This window comes from Variovorax sp. CCNWLW235, assembly GCF_037204085.1.
Lineage (GTDB): Bacteria > Pseudomonadota > Gammaproteobacteria > Burkholderiales > Burkholderiaceae_C > Variovorax.
In genome coordinates, this window is the sequence record NZ_JBBCBW010000006.1 from 32,649 (window position 1) to 47,129 (window position 14,481).

The 14,481-nt window shown below is 66.7% G+C and carries 15 protein-coding genes and 1 other RNA gene; 12 read left to right on the top strand and 4 right to left on the bottom strand.

From position 1 onward, the window contains the following. The first annotated feature begins 80 nt into the window (after nt 1–80). Genes V9L21_RS09070 through V9L21_RS09080 form a run of 3 tightly spaced genes read left to right on the top strand, consistent with a single transcriptional unit; the run spans nt 81 to nt 3,082 of the window. Nucleotides 81–1,994: a galactose oxidase-like domain-containing protein gene (locus V9L21_RS09070; RefSeq protein ID WP_337311091.1), complete on the top strand. Its 1,914-nt coding sequence runs from the start codon at nt 81–83 to the stop codon at nt 1,992–1,994. 33 nt (nt 1,995–2,027) lie between these two features. Further along, nucleotides 2,028–2,468: a hypothetical protein gene (locus V9L21_RS09075; protein ID WP_337311093.1), complete on the top strand. Its 441-nt coding sequence runs from the start codon at nt 2,028–2,030 to the stop codon at nt 2,466–2,468. A 14-nt stretch (nt 2,469–2,482) separates the two neighbouring features. Next, nucleotides 2,483–3,082, top strand: coding sequence for an SCO family protein (locus tag V9L21_RS09080; protein WP_337311095.1), 600 nt, complete (start codon nt 2,483–2,485; stop codon nt 3,080–3,082). Nucleotides 3,083–3,137: 55 nt separating this feature from the next. On the opposite strand, the gene V9L21_RS09085 is transcribed toward V9L21_RS09080, so the two are convergent. Continuing rightward, entirely contained in the window at nt 3,138–3,827 is a 690-nt protein-coding gene (locus V9L21_RS09085) for a helix-turn-helix domain-containing protein (protein WP_337311097.1), read from the bottom strand. 109 nt (nt 3,828–3,936) lie between these two features. On the opposite strand from V9L21_RS09085, the gene V9L21_RS09090 reads away from it, so the two are divergent. Then, nucleotides 3,937–4,809: a class I SAM-dependent methyltransferase gene (locus V9L21_RS09090; protein WP_337311099.1), complete on the top strand. Its 873-nt coding sequence runs from the start codon at nt 3,937–3,939 to the stop codon at nt 4,807–4,809. Between the two features lie 77 nt (nt 4,810–4,886). Here the strand turns inward: V9L21_RS09090 and ffs are convergent. Then, nucleotides 4,887–4,983, bottom strand: an RNA gene (gene ffs / locus V9L21_RS09095) — signal recognition particle sRNA small type. 178 nt (nt 4,984–5,161) lie between these two features. Between ffs and dnaX the strand changes: the two genes are divergently transcribed. From dnaX to V9L21_RS09130, 7 genes are all read left to right on the top strand, one after another. Next, a complete protein-coding gene (gene dnaX, locus V9L21_RS09100; protein ID WP_337311101.1) occupies nt 5,162–7,027 on the top strand; it encodes a DNA polymerase III subunit gamma/tau in 1,866 nt (621 codons plus the stop codon). A gap of 52 nt (nt 7,028–7,079) precedes the next feature. Further along, complete coding sequence (locus V9L21_RS09105; protein ID WP_012747441.1) at nt 7,080–7,412, top strand: YbaB/EbfC family nucleoid-associated protein; 333 nt, start codon at nt 7,080–7,082, stop codon at nt 7,410–7,412. A gap of 7 nt (nt 7,413–7,419) precedes the next feature. Then, the gene (recR, locus tag V9L21_RS09110) at nt 7,420–8,010 is read left to right on the top strand and encodes a recombination mediator RecR (RefSeq protein ID WP_126746508.1); all 591 of its coding nucleotides are present in this window, start codon (nt 7,420–7,422) and stop codon (nt 8,008–8,010) included. Between the two features lie 15 nt (nt 8,011–8,025). Beyond that, complete coding sequence (locus tag V9L21_RS09115; RefSeq protein ID WP_337311103.1) at nt 8,026–8,418, top strand: MAPEG family protein; 393 nt, start codon at nt 8,026–8,028, stop codon at nt 8,416–8,418. 147 nt (nt 8,419–8,565) lie between these two features. Continuing rightward, a complete protein-coding gene (locus V9L21_RS09120) occupies nt 8,566–9,600 on the top strand; it encodes an ABC transporter substrate-binding protein (RefSeq protein WP_337311105.1) in 1,035 nt (344 codons plus the stop codon). Nucleotides 9,601–9,654: 54 nt separating this feature from the next. After that, nucleotides 9,655–10,470, top strand: coding sequence for an ABC transporter ATP-binding protein (locus V9L21_RS09125; RefSeq protein WP_337311107.1), 816 nt, complete (start codon nt 9,655–9,657; stop codon nt 10,468–10,470). Then, entirely contained in the window at nt 10,467–11,300 is an 834-nt protein-coding gene (locus V9L21_RS09130) for an ABC transporter permease (RefSeq protein WP_443304536.1), read from the top strand. Before V9L21_RS09125 ends, V9L21_RS09130 begins: the two co-directional genes overlap by 4 nt. A gap of 6 nt (nt 11,301–11,306) precedes the next feature. Here the strand turns inward: V9L21_RS09130 and V9L21_RS09135 are convergent, their stop codons facing one another. Together V9L21_RS09135 and gloB are read right to left on the bottom strand one after the other, a co-directional pair. Beyond that, the gene (locus tag V9L21_RS09135) at nt 11,307–12,911 is read right to left on the bottom strand and encodes a transglycosylase SLT domain-containing protein (protein ID WP_337311111.1); all 1,605 of its coding nucleotides are present in this window, start codon (nt 12,909–12,911) and stop codon (nt 11,307–11,309) included. Then, nucleotides 12,908–13,687, bottom strand: a complete 780-nt coding sequence (gloB, locus tag V9L21_RS09140) for a hydroxyacylglutathione hydrolase (RefSeq protein WP_337311113.1) — start codon at nt 13,685–13,687, stop codon at nt 12,908–12,910. The genes V9L21_RS09135 and gloB overlap by 4 nt, the downstream gene beginning before the upstream one ends. On the opposite strand from gloB, the gene V9L21_RS09145 reads away from it, so the two are divergent. Continuing rightward, nucleotides 13,686–14,456, top strand: a complete 771-nt coding sequence (locus tag V9L21_RS09145; RefSeq protein WP_337311115.1) for a class I SAM-dependent methyltransferase — start codon at nt 13,686–13,688, stop codon at nt 14,454–14,456. The two genes, gloB and V9L21_RS09145, sit on opposite strands and share 2 nt — an antisense overlap. Nucleotides 14,457–14,481: the final 25 nt, after the last annotated feature.

Here is a 14,481-nt window from a genome sequence, read left to right on the forward strand (position 1 = left end):
GGCATAGCTGAATACTTTTGTATTGTTTATTGCGCGCACAAGGAATAAGCTGCGGTCAGACAAAAACAAAAGGAGCAGCGATGACCAGCGTTCCATCGCCGCGCGCCGCGCGCGGGCTTGCCTATGCATCCCTGGTGTTCCTGGTTTGGTCCGGCGGTGACACCGGAGGCGGCGCCCGCGCGCAGGGCGCAAATTCGACGCTGGCGGGCACGTCCGCATCGGCAAACAGGCCGGCGCCACCAGACGGACAGCCGGCGTCCCTCACCAGTCCGTCCCCCGGCACCAAGTTCGCCAGCCGCAGCGCGACCTTCGTCTGGAGCAACACGGGTGCCAACCAGTACGGCTTGACGATCCTGTCGGCCTCTTCGGCGACACCGGTGGTGGACACATCGACAAGTGCGACAACGCTGACGGTGACAAACCTTCCCATAGACGGCGCGGGGCTCGTGGTCCGGCTGCGCTCCCGATTCAAGGGGAAGTGGCTGCCGGCCAACGAGTACCTGTTCACGGCAGCCGGATACACCGCGGCGCAATCGACCGCCGCGGTGAAGCCCTGGTCCGATCTGATCGCGCTGCCACTCGTGCCCGCATCGGCCGCCAACCTCCCCGACGGCAAGCTGCTGCTGTGGGCAGCCCGCTCGCCCACCAGCTTCAGCACGAGCAGCAACGAGGCGTACACCTACACCTCGGTGTTCGACCCCGTCACGCGAAGCGCCAGCCCGCTGGTGGTCACGGCCACCGGCCACCAGATGTTCTGCCCTGGCCTGAGCATGCTGGCCGATGGCAGCGTGCTGGTCAGCGGCGGCAGCGATGCGACGAAGACCTCGATCTACGACCCGGCGCTGGGCGGCTGGGTGACCGGTGCGCAGCTCGGCATCGCACGTGCCTACCAGTCGAGCACGACGATGTCCGACGGCTCCGTGTTCACAGTCGGTGGATCGTGGAACGGCGGGCAGGGCGGCAAGTACGGCGAGGTGTGGTCGGCCGCCACCAAGACCTGGCGCACGCTGTCCGGCGTACCGGCCCACATGCCCGATGCGAGCAATGTCTCGAACCCGCCGCTGGCCGGACCGGACGCGGCCGGGGTCTACCGGGGCGACAACCACATGTGGCTGTTCGGCGCCGCCAACGGATGGGTATTCCACGCCGGGCCTGCTGCCGCAATGCACTGGATCGACACGCGCGGCAGCGGCGCCATCCTGCAGGCCGGGCTACGCAGCGACGACCCCTATGCCATGACTGCCAGCGCCGTGATGTACGACATCGGCAAGATCCTCAAGCTCGGCGGCGCGCCCAACCATGACAGCGGCAACGCCTTCAAGACCGCCTACATCATCGACATCAGCGCGGGCGCGCCGGCAGCGCCCACGGTGCGCAAGCTTTCGCCAATGGCCTATGGCCGAACCTTTGTCAACAGCGTGGTGCTGCCTAACGGCGAGGTGTTCGTGATAGGCGGACAGACGCAGCCCGTTCCGTTTTCCGACTCCTACAGTGTGCTGGCGGCCGAGCTGTGGAGCCCGGTGCTGGAGAGCTTCATCACGGTGCCGCCGATGCAGAAACCGCGCAACTATCACAGCGTGGCCCTGCTGCTGCCGGACGCACGCGTGCTGACAGGCGGCGGCGGGCTGTGCGACTGTGCGGGCGACCACCCGGACGCGGAGATCTACACGCCACCGTACCTGCTGGCGGCGGACGGTTCGCCGGCGTCCCGCCCGGCCATCACTGCCGCGCCGGCCAGCGCCACATGGGGGAGCCAGATCGCCGTGGCCACCGACCGCGCGGCGGCCCATTTTTCGCTGGTGCGCATGGCATCGGCCACTCACTCGGTCAACACCGATCAGCGCCGCATCCCGCTGTCATTCACGGGCACGGCAGGCAACTACCAGTTGGGCATTCCGACCGATCGCGGTACGGTGCTGCCGGGCAACTACATGCTGTTCGCACTCGACAGCAGCGGGGTGCCGAGCGTGGCGCGCACCATCAACATCCAGTAGCGGCCGGCGCGCGTCGCGAAGCCGAGGCTTTCGATGATGATGCTGGCGCTGGCGCTCGGAACCGCACTGGCCGTTGGCCCGTCGGAAAAGACTGAAGCCGCGGTGCCTTCGTCGGTGGCGCGTGGCGCGCGACTGTTCGATGGCACCGAGCCACTCGCCGGCACGCTGTCCGGCCACAGCGTGCCGCTGCCGGGCGCAGCGACGCGCTGCATCCAGTGCCACGCGGGACCCGGCAAGTCCACTGCCGCTGTCTACGGTTTTGCGCCGCCGCTCGACCGGCGCCAATTGCGCGAAGTCCTCCCGCGCCGCGGCGGACCGCCCGTCGCGTACGAGCGCGCATCCTTCTGCCGCACGCTGCGCACCGGCATCGACCCAGCCCATGTCGCGCTGCCCCGAGCCATGCCGCGCTTCGATGCCGACGAAGGCCAGTGCGCGGCGTTGTGGGACTACCTGACGCAAGCCCTTGCTCGATGAACGCGAGGAACCCAATGAACGCGCAGGACCTCTTCATACCCTCGCGGGTTGCATCCTGCGGGCGCCGGCGTCTGCTTGCCGCCGGTGCACTGGCGTGGCTGGGTGTGCCTGCGGCCCGCGCAAACACCAGCATCGGCCCGGTGCTGCCGGCGGTGTCGGCTCCGGCCCTGTCGCTGCGGCGCCACGACGGCGCCAAACCGATGCTCGCGGCGCAGTTGCGAGGCGCCCCAACCGCCGTTCAATTGATGTTTACCGGATGCAGCACGGTCTGCCCGATCCAGGGTGCCTTGTTCTCGACGCTGCAGGCGGCATTGCTGCCCGAGCGCTACACGGCGGTGCGCCTGCTGTCGCTGAGCATCGACCCGCTGTCCGACGACCCTGTTGCACTGAGCGCCTGGTTGCGACGCTTCGGCGCACGGCCAACGTGGAGCGCGGCGGCGCCAGCCCCCGAGGCACTTGAGTCGATGCTCTCGCTGTTCACGGGAGGCGCGGCAGCGGGCGACCGCCATACCGGCCAGGTTTTTCTGTTCGATCGTCAGGCCCGGCTGGTCTGGCGAACCAGCGAGTTGCCGCCGACCGAAGAGGTCATGGCCGGATTACGGCAGATTGCTTAGTTGGATGCAGCGCCTGGGTCTCTGACGGTTTCGCGCGGCTGCGGCGGGGAACGCCTCAGAGCCGCGCTGCAGTCCGGGTGTCGGCAAAAGCGCTGCGGCCCAGCCAGCGCCACAGGTCGCGCGTATCGGATTCGCTGCCGATGACGCGAAGGCGCCGCTCGCGCAACGCAGCCTCGGCATCGAGGTCGCCGGTCCAGATCTCGGTCAGCGTCCGCACGGTCGATTCGACAATCAGCGTCGGTTCGTCGCCGGGGTTGTCTCGGCAGAGGTCGGCGCTGCCGTGATCGACGACCAGCCACCAGCGCCGCTCGCCCTCGGCCGCGTCGGTGAAGCGGAAGTGGATCACGATGCAGCGAGCGCGCGGGCACTCGTCGATCCGCACGAAGCGGCGGACGTCCCACATCAGGAAGCCGGCATCCAGCTGGTCGCGCTTGAGCCGGCTGCCGATCCAGCGCGCACCCCAATGGCCCAACGCCATCACGATCGGGCGCAGCTCCTCGCCCGCTGCGGTCAGGTGGTATTCGGCCGTGCTGCCGTCGCCCTGGACTCGCGTGATGACGCCTACTTCCTCGAGCTTGCGCAGGCGCTGTGCCAATAGCGAGCCCGACATGCGCGGCACGCCGCGGCGGATGTCGTTGAAGCGCGTGCTGCCGCACAGCAGCTCGCGCACGACCAGCGGCGTCCAGCGCTCGCACAGCACCTCGGCGCCGCGCGCCACGGTGCAAAACTGGCCGTAGTCGATCATGGTGCCAATTTAGTCCTTGAGGCGAGCCGAGGCCAGTACAAATTCTGGACTGGCGAAGCTTGGGCCGCGCTGCCATTCTTGAGGCTCCCTCACTCGATGGAAACCCATCATGACCACCGTCACAGCCCCACCGGCATTCAACGCCGCCGCCTTCAAGACCACCACCCGCGCTCAGTGGCAGGCCGCCGCCGAGGCCTGGCATCGCTGGGGACCGTTTCTCGGCCGCTGGCTGGGCGATGCAACGGAAACGATGTTCGATCTGGCCCGCATCGGGCCCGGCAGCCGGGTGCTCGACATTGCGGCCGGTGCGGGAGAGCAGTCGATCGGTGCTGCGCGACGCGCGGGTGCCAGCGGCCATGTGCTTGCAACTGACATCGCGCCGGCCTTGCTCGAGCGCGCCGCGGCGGATGCCAAGGCCGCGGGACTGTCGAACCTCGAGACCCTTGAACTCGACGGCGAGGCGCTCGACGCGCTGCCCGCCGGCAGCTTCGACGCGGCAATCAGCCGCGTGGGCCTGATCTACTTCCCCGACCAGCAGCGCGCGCTCGCCGGCATGCGGCGCGCCTTGCGTCCGGGCGGGCGGGTGTCGGCGGTCGTCTACTCGACCCCCGAGCGCAACGGGTTCTTCTCGATCCCCGTGAAGATCATCCGCGAACGCGCGCGGCTTCCCGCGCCGCTGCCGGGGCAACCCGGACCGTTTTCGCTCGGCGCCGAGGGTGCGCTCGAGGCCGCGTTTGCCAAGGCCGGCTTGCGCGACATCGAGGTGCTTCGGGTGCCGTCGCCGGTGCGGTTGGCGAGCGCGGCCGAATGCGTGCGCTTCGAACGCGAATCCTTCGGAGCGCTGCACCAGATGATGGTCGGGCTCGACGAGGCCGAGCGTGCGAGCACCTGGAATGCCATTGAAGAGGCGCTGCGCCAGTTCGAGGGTAGCGAAGGCTTCGTCGGGCCGTGCGAGATGCTCGTTGGCGCGGGAAGCACGTGAGGGTGGGAGAGGGGCCTAGAGCCCCGCTTTCAACGCGCGAGTTCTTGTCTTGAGAACTCGCGGTTTTTTGATGTTAGGTTGACGAGCCTTACCCCTGGCACTGACTACGCAGTTAGGGCTGCTTGGTTCCCCACCTGACCCGGTTGGCCACTTCACCATGCAGGGAGGCCCGTCAGCACTTATTGTAACCCCCCAGGCTGCGCGCACTTCGTGTCGCTTCGCCCACCCCCCTGCTGGGGGCGATACCAGCGGCCCGGCAAAGCCGGTTCCGCGGTATCCCGCGAGAAGGCAGGGCTTTTTTGATTGCGGGGGAGCTCTGGGAACGGGGGCTGCGCCTTTTAGAATGCCCCCAATGTCTTATCTCGTGCTCGCTCGCAAGTTCCGTCCGAAAACCTTTGGTGAGATGGTCGGCCAGGGGCACGTGGTGCAGGCGCTCGAGAATGCGTTGACCACGCAGCGCCTGCATCACGCCTACCTTTTTACCGGCACGCGGGGCGTGGGCAAGACCACGGTTTCGCGCATTCTGGCCAAGTCGCTCAACTGCCAGGGCCCGGACGGGCAGGGCGGCATCACGGCCACGCCTTGCGGGGTGTGCCAGGCCTGCAAGGACATCGACTCGGGCCGTTTCGTTGATTACACCGAGCTGGACGCGGCATCGAACCGCGGGGTGGACGAGGTGCAGTCGTTGCTCGAGCAGGCGGTTTACAAGCCGGTGCAGGGGCGCTTCAAGGTCTTCATGATCGACGAAGTGCACATGCTCACCAACACCGCGTTCAACGCGATGCTGAAGACGCTCGAGGAGCCGCCGGAATACCTCAAGTTCGTGCTGGCGACGACCGATCCGCAGAAGGTGCCGGTCACGGTGCTGTCGCGCTGCCTGCAGTTCAACCTGCGGCCGATGGCGCCTGAAACCGTGCTCGAACACCTGACGGGCGTGCTGCAGACCGAGCAAGTGCCGGCTGAACCGCAAGCGCTGCGGCTACTGGCACGCGCGGCGCGTGGCTCGATGCGCGACGCGTTGTCGCTCACCGACCAGGCAATTGCCTTCGGCAACGGCGAACTTCTCGAAGCCGGCGTGCGCCAGATGCTCGGCAGCGTGGACCGCGGCCATGTGTTCAAGCTGATCGAGGCATTGGCGCAGGGCGATGGCAAGACGGTGGTCGACACCTCCGAGGCGCTGCGGCGCGACGGCATGTCGGCTGCCTCCACGCTGGAAGAAATGACGGCCGTGCTGCAGGCCATGGCCGTGCTGCAGGCGGTGCCTTCGCGCGCGGAGTCGGCCGATTCAGCCACCGACCCGGATGCGGCCGACACGGCGCGCCTGGCGTCGTTGATGCCGGCCGACGAAACCCAGTTGCTCTACAGCCTGTGCCTGCACGGCCGCGGCGAGCTGGGCCTGGCGCCCGACGAGTACGCGGCGCTCACGATGGTGCTGCTGCGGCTGCTGGCCTTCAAGCCTTCGGGCGCCGCAACCTCCGCATCGGCCTCTTCGGGCTCCGCGGAAAAAAAAACTCTGAATGACGCCCCAAGGGCGGTTTTGGCGCCCGCGGCGGCACCTGCGGCTCGGGTTGCACCGGTAGCCGAAGCACCCGCTCCGGCCGCCGCACCGGTACCCTCGCAAGCCAATGCGGCACCGGCGGGCCAGCGCCTTGCGGTAGTCAGTGAACCGATGCGGCAGGGTGGGCCGCCGAGGCCGCAACCTCTGGCGGAGGCGCTGCCCGGCGAAGACCGCTCCAAGGTGCTTGCGATGCCGATTCGCGTGCAGCCGCCTCCAGGCCAGCGGGACGTGCCGCGGCCCGACGCACAGCGTGCTCCCGCCCCGCCCATTCCCCCCAGCGAAGACGGCGATTTCTGGCATGCCACGGTCACGCAGATGATTGCGGCCGAGAGCATCAATGCCCTGGCGCGCGAGCTTGCGCTGCAGTCGCAACTGGTGGCGCGCGACGTCGACCAGTGGATACTGCGGGTGGAGCGGGAGCTGCTCAACCAGCCTTCGGCACGCGAGAAGCTCGCCGACGCGCTCGCGGCCCTGGGCCACAGCGTGAAGCTGGCCATTGAAATCGGCGGCGTGGTCGACAGCCCCGCGCGCCGCAACAAGCACGCGGCCGACGAACGCCAGCGTGTAGCCGAAGAGGCGATTCGCAACGACCCCGAGGTGCAGATGCTGATGCGCGAATTCGATGCGAAGATCGTGCCTGGAACGCTCAAGCCCGCCTGAGCATCGTCTCTTATCCTTCCCCATTTTTCCAACCAATCAATCAGGACCAACGATGTTCAACAAAGGACAACTGGCCGGCCTCATGAAGCAGGCGCAGGCAATGCAGGACAACCTCAAGAAGGCCCAGGAAGAGCTGGCCACCATCGAGGTCGAAGGCGAATCGGGTGCAGGCCTGGTCAAGGTCGTGATGACCTGCAAGCACGACGTGAAGCGCATCACCATCGACCCGAGCCTCCTGGCCGACGACAAGGACATGCTCGAAGACCTGGTGGCCGCCGCTTTCAATGCGGCAGTGCGCAAGGCCGAGGAAACCAGCGAGCAGAAGATGGGCAAGCTCACGGCTGGCATGCCGGGCCTGCCGCCCGGCATGAAGCTGCCGTTCTGAGCTGTTGATGGCGGACGCCAGTTCGCTCGACGCATTGGTCGATGCGTTGCGCCGCCTGCCCGGTGTCGGCGTGAAGTCGGCCTCGCGCATGGCTTTTCATTTGCTGCAGCACGACCGCGAGGGCGCGCAGCTGCTCGCGCGCGCCCTGCAGCAGGCGGCCGGCAACGTGCGGCATTGCGAGCGCTGCAACACCTTTACCGAGGCGCCGGTCTGCAATGTGTGCCTGGACCCGCGCCGCGACGCGAGCAAGCTCTGCGTGGTCGAAACCCCCGCCGACCAGGCGGCGCTAGAGCGCACGGGTGCATTCCGCGGCTACTACTTCGTGCTGATGGGCAAGCTCAGTCCGCTCGACGGCATCGGGCCCAAGGACATCGGCCTGCAGAAGCTCTTCGACCGCGCGCTCGACGGCACGGTGAGCGAGGTCATCCTTGCCACCAACTTCACGGCAGAGGGCGAAGCCACCGCGCATGTGATAGGCGAAGCGCTCAAGCAGCGCGGCCTCAACGTGACACGGCTTGCGCGCGGCGTGCCGGCGGGTAGCGAACTCGAATACGTCGACCTCGGCACCATCGCGCATGCGCTGGTAGACCGCAGGTAGGCACAGACAACCCACATGACTCTTTCACTGCTGACGATTGCCTATTGGTGCGTGTTCATTGCCTGCGGCCTGCCGTACCTGGCGGCATGGATCGCCAAGGTCGGCAGCTTCGGGCCGCGCGACAACATCCAGCCGCGCGATTGGGCCGCAAAGCAGAGCGGCTGGCGTGCACGCGCAAACAGCGCGCAGGCCAACAGCTTTGAAGGGCTGCCGTTCTTCATCGGCGCGGTGATCATTGCGCATCAGCTCGGCGCCGCACAGGCAAGGCTCGACATGCTTGCGGCCGCATACGTCGTCTTGCGCGTGATCTACATCGCGGTGTACATCAAGGGCATCGGCAGCGTGCGCAGTGCAGTGTGGGCGCTCGGATTCCTGGTCAACATCGCGATTCTTTTCATCGCGCGATAGGCGCACGCAGGCCATTTGCAAGAGGCCTCGTAGAGGTCTTCATGTTTACGTGAAAACCCGCACGGGATGACCCCGATGCAGGCAACGCGGGCGCACCCCTAAGCTCGATTCAGTTCACCAGAATCAAAGAGCCCGCAGGACCGCTCCATGCTCCATCGCAGAACCCTCATCACCGCCTCCGCAGTCGCTGCCGCAGCAGTTGCGCTGCCACGGGTCTTTGCGCAAGCCAAGCTCGAGAAGACGAAGATTTCCATCGCGGTCGGCGGCAAGGCGGCCTTCTACTACCTGCCTCTCACCATCTCCGAGCAGCTCGGCTACTTCAAGGCCGAAGGCCTCGAGGTCGAGATTTCAGACTTTGCCGGCGGCGCACGCGCGCTGCAGGCCGTGGTGGGCGGCTCGGCCGACGTGTGCTCCGGCGCCTACGAACACACCATCAACCTGCAGGCCAAGAACCAGTTCTTCCAGGCCTTTGTGCTGCAGGGCCGCGCGCCGCAAATCGCGGTGGGCGTGTCGACCAAGAACATGGCGGGCTACGCCGGCATTGCCGACCTGAAGGGCAAGAAGATCGGCGTCTCCGCGCCGGGCTCGTCGACCAACATGGTGGCCAACCTCGTGCTCTCGCGCGGCGGCCTGAAGGCGAGCGACGTGAGCTACATCGGCGTGGGTGTTGCGGCCGGCGCGCTCACGGCGCTGCGCTCGGGCCAGATCGACGCCATCAGCAACACCGACCCGGTGATGACCATGCTCGAGCAGAAGGGCGACGTGAAGATCATCAGCGACACGCGCACGCTCAAGGGCACGCAGCAGGTGTTCGGCGGGCCGATGCCCGCGGCCTGCCTCTACGCGCCGATGGACTTCATCCAGAAGAACCCCAACACCTGCCAGGCGCTGGCCAACGCCATCGTGCACGGCCTAAAGTGGCTGCAGACGGCGGGGCCCGGCGACATCATCAAGACGGTGCCCGAAACCTATCTGCTCGGCGACCGCGCGTTGTACCTCGCGTCTTTCGACAAGGTGCGCGAGTCGATTGCCACCGATGGCCTCGTGCCGAGCGAAGGGCCGAAGACGGCGCTCACGGCCATATCGAGCTTCGACACAGCAGTGAAGGCCGACAAGATCGACCTCGCCAAGACCTACACCAACGATTTTGCCCGGCGCGCGAAGGACAGGTTCAAAGCCTGACCTCCGGACGTCCTCGCGACCCGGCTTCGGCCGGGTTTTTTCTTGCAGCCAGACATGTCCGACTACGCACTCGAACTTCTCTCCATCAGTTGCACCTTTCACTCGAAGGACGATCCGGGCCAGCGCTACACCGCGGTGGCAGACACCACGCTGCGCGTCAGGGCAGGGGAGTTCGTGTCGGTGGTGGGGCCGACGGGCTGCGGCAAGTCGACGTTGCTGAACGTGGGCGCGGGGCTGCTGGAGCCTTCGTCGGGCACGGTGAAGGTGTTCGGCCAGACGCTTGCGGGCGTGAACGCGCGCGCGGGCTACATGTTCCAGACCGAGGCGCTGATGCCGTGGCGCAGCGCCGTCGCCAACGTGATGGTGGGCCTGCAATATCGCGGCGTGCCCGAGGCCGATGCACGCGAACAGGCCGAGGCGTGGCTTTCGCGCGTGGGCCTATCGGGTTTCGGCGACCGCTATCCGCACCAGCTTTCGGGCGGCATGCGCAAGCGCGTGGCACTGGCGCAAACACTGGTGCTGGACCCCGACATCATCCTCATGGACGAGCCCTTCAGCGCGCTCGACATCCAGACCCGGCAGCTGATGGAAAACGAAGTGCTCGAACTGTGGAGCGCCAAGAAAAAAGCGGTTCTCTTCATCACGCACGATCTCGACGAGGCCATTGCAATGAGCGACCGCGTGGTGGTGCTGTCGGCTGGGCCGGCCACGCACCCCATCGGCGAATTTGCCATTGACCTTGCCCGCCCGCGCGACGTGGCCGAGGTGCGCACGCAGCCGCGCTTTGTCGAACTGCACACGCAGATCTGGGAAGTGCTGCGCGACGAAGTGCTCAAGGGCTACGCGCAGCAACTGAGGAAGGCCGCATGATGCCGCGCCTGAACGAACGCAACGCGCGCTTCTGGCAACTGGTGCTGCTCGTGGTCTTGCTGGTGGCCTGGCACGTGGCCTCGCGCAACCAGCAGATCGCGTTCTTCCTGGGGGAGCCCATTCAGGTGGCCGGCCGCGTCTGGAGCTGGTTTCTGCCTTTCGAAGTGCCGCCGAACCTGCTGTTTCCAGAGGGGCTGAAGGGCAACGCAGACATCTACCGTCACCTGGGCACCACGCTGCTCGAGACGGTGCTGGCCTTCGGCATCGGCACGGTGCTCGGCCTGGCCTGCGGGCTCTGGCTGGCGCTGGCGCCCACGGCGAGCCTGATTCTCGATCCCTACATCAAGGCCGCCAATTCGATGCCGCGCGTGATCCTGGCGCCGATCTTCGCGCTGTGGTTCGGGCTGGGCATCTGGAGCAAGGTGGCGCTGGCCGTCACCCTGGTGTTCTTCATCGTGTTCTTCAACGTGTACCAGGGCGTGCGCGAGGTCAGCCCCGTGGTGCTGGCCAACGCGAAGATGCTGGGCGCCAATCAGCGGCAGCTGCTGCGCACCGTGTATCTGCCCAGCGCCACCAGCTGGGTGTTCTCGAGCCTGCACACCTCGGTGGGCCTGGCCTTCGTGGGTGCGGTGGTGGGGGAGTACCTGGGCTCGGCGCGCGGCGTGGGCTATTTGATACTGCAGGCCGAAGGCACCTTCGACGTCAACACCGTGTTTGCCGGCATCGTGGTGCTCACCGCCTTTGCGCTGCTGCTCGATGGGCTGGTCGGGCTCATCGAGAAGCGCCTGATGAAATGGCAGCCGCGCAGCGGCGAGACTGAAAAGCTCTAGCCGGGTTCAGCGCTTCTTCTTTGCCGGCGTGCCGCCGCGCTTTTCGCGCACGACCTGCTGCTTGCCACTGGACTTTGTCACATTGCCGCGTGCGGCAGTCGCCTTTACCGCGCTGCCGCCGCGCTTCGTGCTTGCGCGGCCGCGAGCCGGTCCTGCGCCCGATCCGACGCGAGCCGCGGGTGCGGCACGAACCGGCAGGTACACGACCACGCTGTAGCCGCGCTTGAATGCATGGTTGGGCTTGACGTCGTTCCACTCGGCCACGTTGGCGGGCGCGAGCTTGTAGCGGCGCGCGATGCTGGCCACGCTGTCATTGCGGCCGGCCTTGATGGTGGTGCGGCGGTTGACGATCTCGGGCTGGAAGCTCAGGTGCCCGCTGTCGGCGACCAGGGCCGTCACGTCTTCCTTGACGCGGGCACCGCGCGGCACGATGAGCGTGGAACCGGCCTTGATGAGCATGCGGGGCGGAATGCTGTTGAGCGCGCGCAGATCGGCTTCGCTCATGCCCGAGCGCTGCGCGGCATCGGCCACCGTCATGGTGTTGGGAACCACCCATGCCGTCCAGCTGGCGTACTGGCCTTGCGAGTAGGCGTCGAAATTGCGCTGGAACACGGCCGCGTTGTCCCAGGGCAGCAGGATCTGCTGCGTTCCGGCCGCAAGCAGCACCGGCTTGTGCGCGGCGGGGTTCAGGGCGCGAAAGTCTTCGAGCCGAACGTCGGCCAGCTTGGCCGCCAGCTCGACGTCGAGGTCGCGCGTGAGCGTCACGGTCTGGAAGTACGGGTGGTTGGCGATCAGCGGCAGTTCGGCGTTGAACGCCTGCGGGTTCGCAACGATGTTCTTCACGGCCTGCAGCTTGGGCACGTAGAGCCGCGTTTCGGCCGGCATGGAAAGATCGCTGTAGGTGGTGGGGAGGCCCAGGCGCTGGTTCTTCGCAATGGCGCGGCTCACGCTGCCTTCGCCCCAGTTGTACGCGGCCAGCGCAAGCTGCCAGTCGCCGAACATACGGTAGAGCTTTTGCAGGTAGTCCAGCGCGGCGCGGGTCGATGCCACCACGTCGCGACGGTCGTCGCGGAAGATGTTCTGTTTCAGGTCGAAGTCGGTGCCGGTAGCCGGCATGAACTGCCACATGCCCGCAGCGCGCGCGCTGGAAATGGCCTGCGGGTTGAATGCGCTTTCGATATAAGGCAGCAGCGCGAGCTCGGTGGGCATGTTGCGCCGCTCGAGTTCCTCGACGATGTGGAACATGTACTTGTTCGAGCGCTCGGTCATGCGCTGGATGTAGTCGGGCCGGCTGGCATACCACTGCTCTCGGTCGCGCACGAGGTCGCTCTCGAGGTTGGGCATCTTGAAGCCACGGCGGATGCGGTCCCACATGTCTGCGGGCGGCGCGAGCGTGACGACGCTTTGCGAATGCGCTTCGCTGCTGGTGATGGGAGTGAGAGGGCCGCCCGGATAGACAGGGGCCGCGCTGCCGGCCACCTTGGAAGCAGTACCGCCCGTGGTGGCGGTGGATTGAGCGGAAGTGCCGGACGAAGACGGGGTCGTGGTGGTTCCCGCGCAGCCCGCGAGCAACAGTGAACCTGCAAGGCAGGCAGCAGCGATAAATTTCATCGGAAGTCGTTTTTCCATTGGCGCAGTGCGGCAAACACATCGGCTTCGCCCGCATTGGCGGAAAGCTCGGCGTGCTCGCGCACCGCTCTAAGGACAGTGGCTTCGCGGCTGCGAAGAAAGGGGTTGATTCGGCGTTCGGTGGCCAGTTGCGAAGGCAGCGTGGGCTGCCCCTGCGCGCGCAGGCTTTCGCAATGCGCGGTGTACTGAGTCAGATCGGTATTGCCGGGTTCCACCGCTTGGGCGAAACGCAGGTTAGCAAGTGTGTATTCGTGCGCACAACATACGCGGGAGTCGCCGGGCAGCGCTGCAAGCGCATCGAGCGAAGCCAGCATTTGCGCCGGCGTGCCTTCGAACAGGCGGCCGCAGCCGCCGGAGAACAGCGTGTCGCCGCAAAACAGCAGCGGCGCCTGGCCTTGGTGTGCGGGCAAGAAGTAGGCAATGTGGCCGGCCGTGTGGCCCGGCACGTCGATGACCTCGAAGCGCAGCCCGAGCACCTCAGCGGTGTCGCCATGCGAAAGCGGCGTGAAGGGTTCGGGGATGCGCTCGCGTGCGGGGCCGAACACCGGCGCGCCGGTTGCCACATGGAGCGCGGCCACGCCGCCCGTGTGATCGGGGTGGTGGTGCGTGACTAGAATCGCGGCGAGCTGCAGCTTGTCGCGCGTCAATGCGTTGAATACCGGTTGAGCGTCGCCCGGGTCCACCACGATCGCGTTGGACCCGTCCTGCAGCATCCAGATGTAGTTGTCAGCGAAGGCGGGCAGCGGAACAAGGGTCATGAGCGGTCAAATTATAGGTTTGCAGGATTGGTTCGCGACCCCCCCCGGCCGCTACCTCCTGGCGTGGGAGCAGGCCCAGTTCGACGAAGCCGTGGCGGATGTCTTCGGCTATCACGCGCTGCAGCTGGGCGCCGCCGAGATCGAGGGACTGCGCGCCAACCGCATGCCGCACCGCTGGCTCGCCTTGAGCGACCCCTTGCAGCAACCCGGCAGGGCCGCGCTGTTCACCGACTTTGCGGCGCTGCCGTTCGCGGCCAATAGTCTCGACCTGGTGGTGCTGCCGCACGCACTGGAGTTGAGCCCCGACCCCCACGCCACCTTGCGCGAGGTGGAGCGGGTGCTGGTGCCCGAAGGCCGCGTGGTGATCTGCGGGCTGAACCCGGCCAGTCTGTGGGGCATGCGGCAGCGCCGCGCGCACCTGTATCGCAAGCTCGGCTTCGGCGAACTGTTCTTGCCCGAGGGTGGTGAGTTCATCGGCTACTGGCGCATTCGCGACTGGCTGCGGCTCTTGAGCTTCGAGGTGGAGTCGGGGCGGTTTGGCGTTTACCGGCCCGCGGTGCGCAGCGAGGCCTGGCTCGAGCGCTGCCGCTGGATGGACACCGCCGGCGAGCGCTGGTGGCCTATTTTTGGCGCGGTGTATTTCCTCGTGGCCGTCAAGCGGGTGCGTGGCATGCGCCTGTTGGGGGCCGAATGGCGCCGCGCCGCAGCGCGTGCGACAGCGCCGGTGCCCCTGGCGGGCAAGGTGCACAAGGCGGACCACGCCGACTGATTGAAGCAATGATCGATTGAAAGAA

Coding starts and splice junctions, on each gene's coding strand:
- V9L21_RS09090 (WP_337311099.1), top strand. CDS start 3,937: ATGACCACCGTCACAGCCCCACCGGCATTCAACGCCGCCGCCTTCAAG.
- V9L21_RS09120 (WP_337311105.1), top strand. CDS start 8,566: ATGCTCCATCGCAGAACCCTCATCACCGCCTCCGCAGTCGCTGCCGCA.
- recR (WP_126746508.1), top strand. CDS start 7,420: ATGGCGGACGCCAGTTCGCTCGACGCATTGGTCGATGCGTTGCGCCGC.
- dnaX (WP_337311101.1), top strand. CDS start 5,162: ATGTCTTATCTCGTGCTCGCTCGCAAGTTCCGTCCGAAAACCTTTGGT.
- V9L21_RS09075 (WP_337311093.1), top strand. CDS start 2,028: ATGATGATGCTGGCGCTGGCGCTCGGAACCGCACTGGCCGTTGGCCCG.
- V9L21_RS09130 (WP_443304536.1), top strand. CDS start 10,467: ATGATGCCGCGCCTGAACGAACGCAACGCGCGCTTCTGGCAACTGGTG.
- V9L21_RS09135 (WP_337311111.1), bottom strand. CDS start 12,911: ATGAAATTTATCGCTGCTGCCTGCCTTGCAGGTTCACTGTTGCTCGCG.
- V9L21_RS09105 (WP_012747441.1), top strand. CDS start 7,080: ATGTTCAACAAAGGACAACTGGCCGGCCTCATGAAGCAGGCGCAGGCA.
- V9L21_RS09070 (WP_337311091.1), top strand. CDS start 81: ATGACCAGCGTTCCATCGCCGCGCGCCGCGCGCGGGCTTGCCTATGCA.
- V9L21_RS09125 (WP_337311107.1), top strand. CDS start 9,655: ATGTCCGACTACGCACTCGAACTTCTCTCCATCAGTTGCACCTTTCAC.
- V9L21_RS09080 (WP_337311095.1), top strand. CDS start 2,483: ATGAACGCGCAGGACCTCTTCATACCCTCGCGGGTTGCATCCTGCGGG.
- V9L21_RS09085 (WP_337311097.1), bottom strand. CDS start 3,827: ATGATCGACTACGGCCAGTTTTGCACCGTGGCGCGCGGCGCCGAGGTG.
- gloB (WP_337311113.1), bottom strand. CDS start 13,687: ATGACCCTTGTTCCGCTGCCCGCCTTCGCTGACAACTACATCTGGATG.
- V9L21_RS09145 (WP_337311115.1), top strand. CDS start 13,686: ATGAGCGGTCAAATTATAGGTTTGCAGGATTGGTTCGCGACCCCCCCC.
- V9L21_RS09115 (WP_337311103.1), top strand. CDS start 8,026: ATGACTCTTTCACTGCTGACGATTGCCTATTGGTGCGTGTTCATTGCC.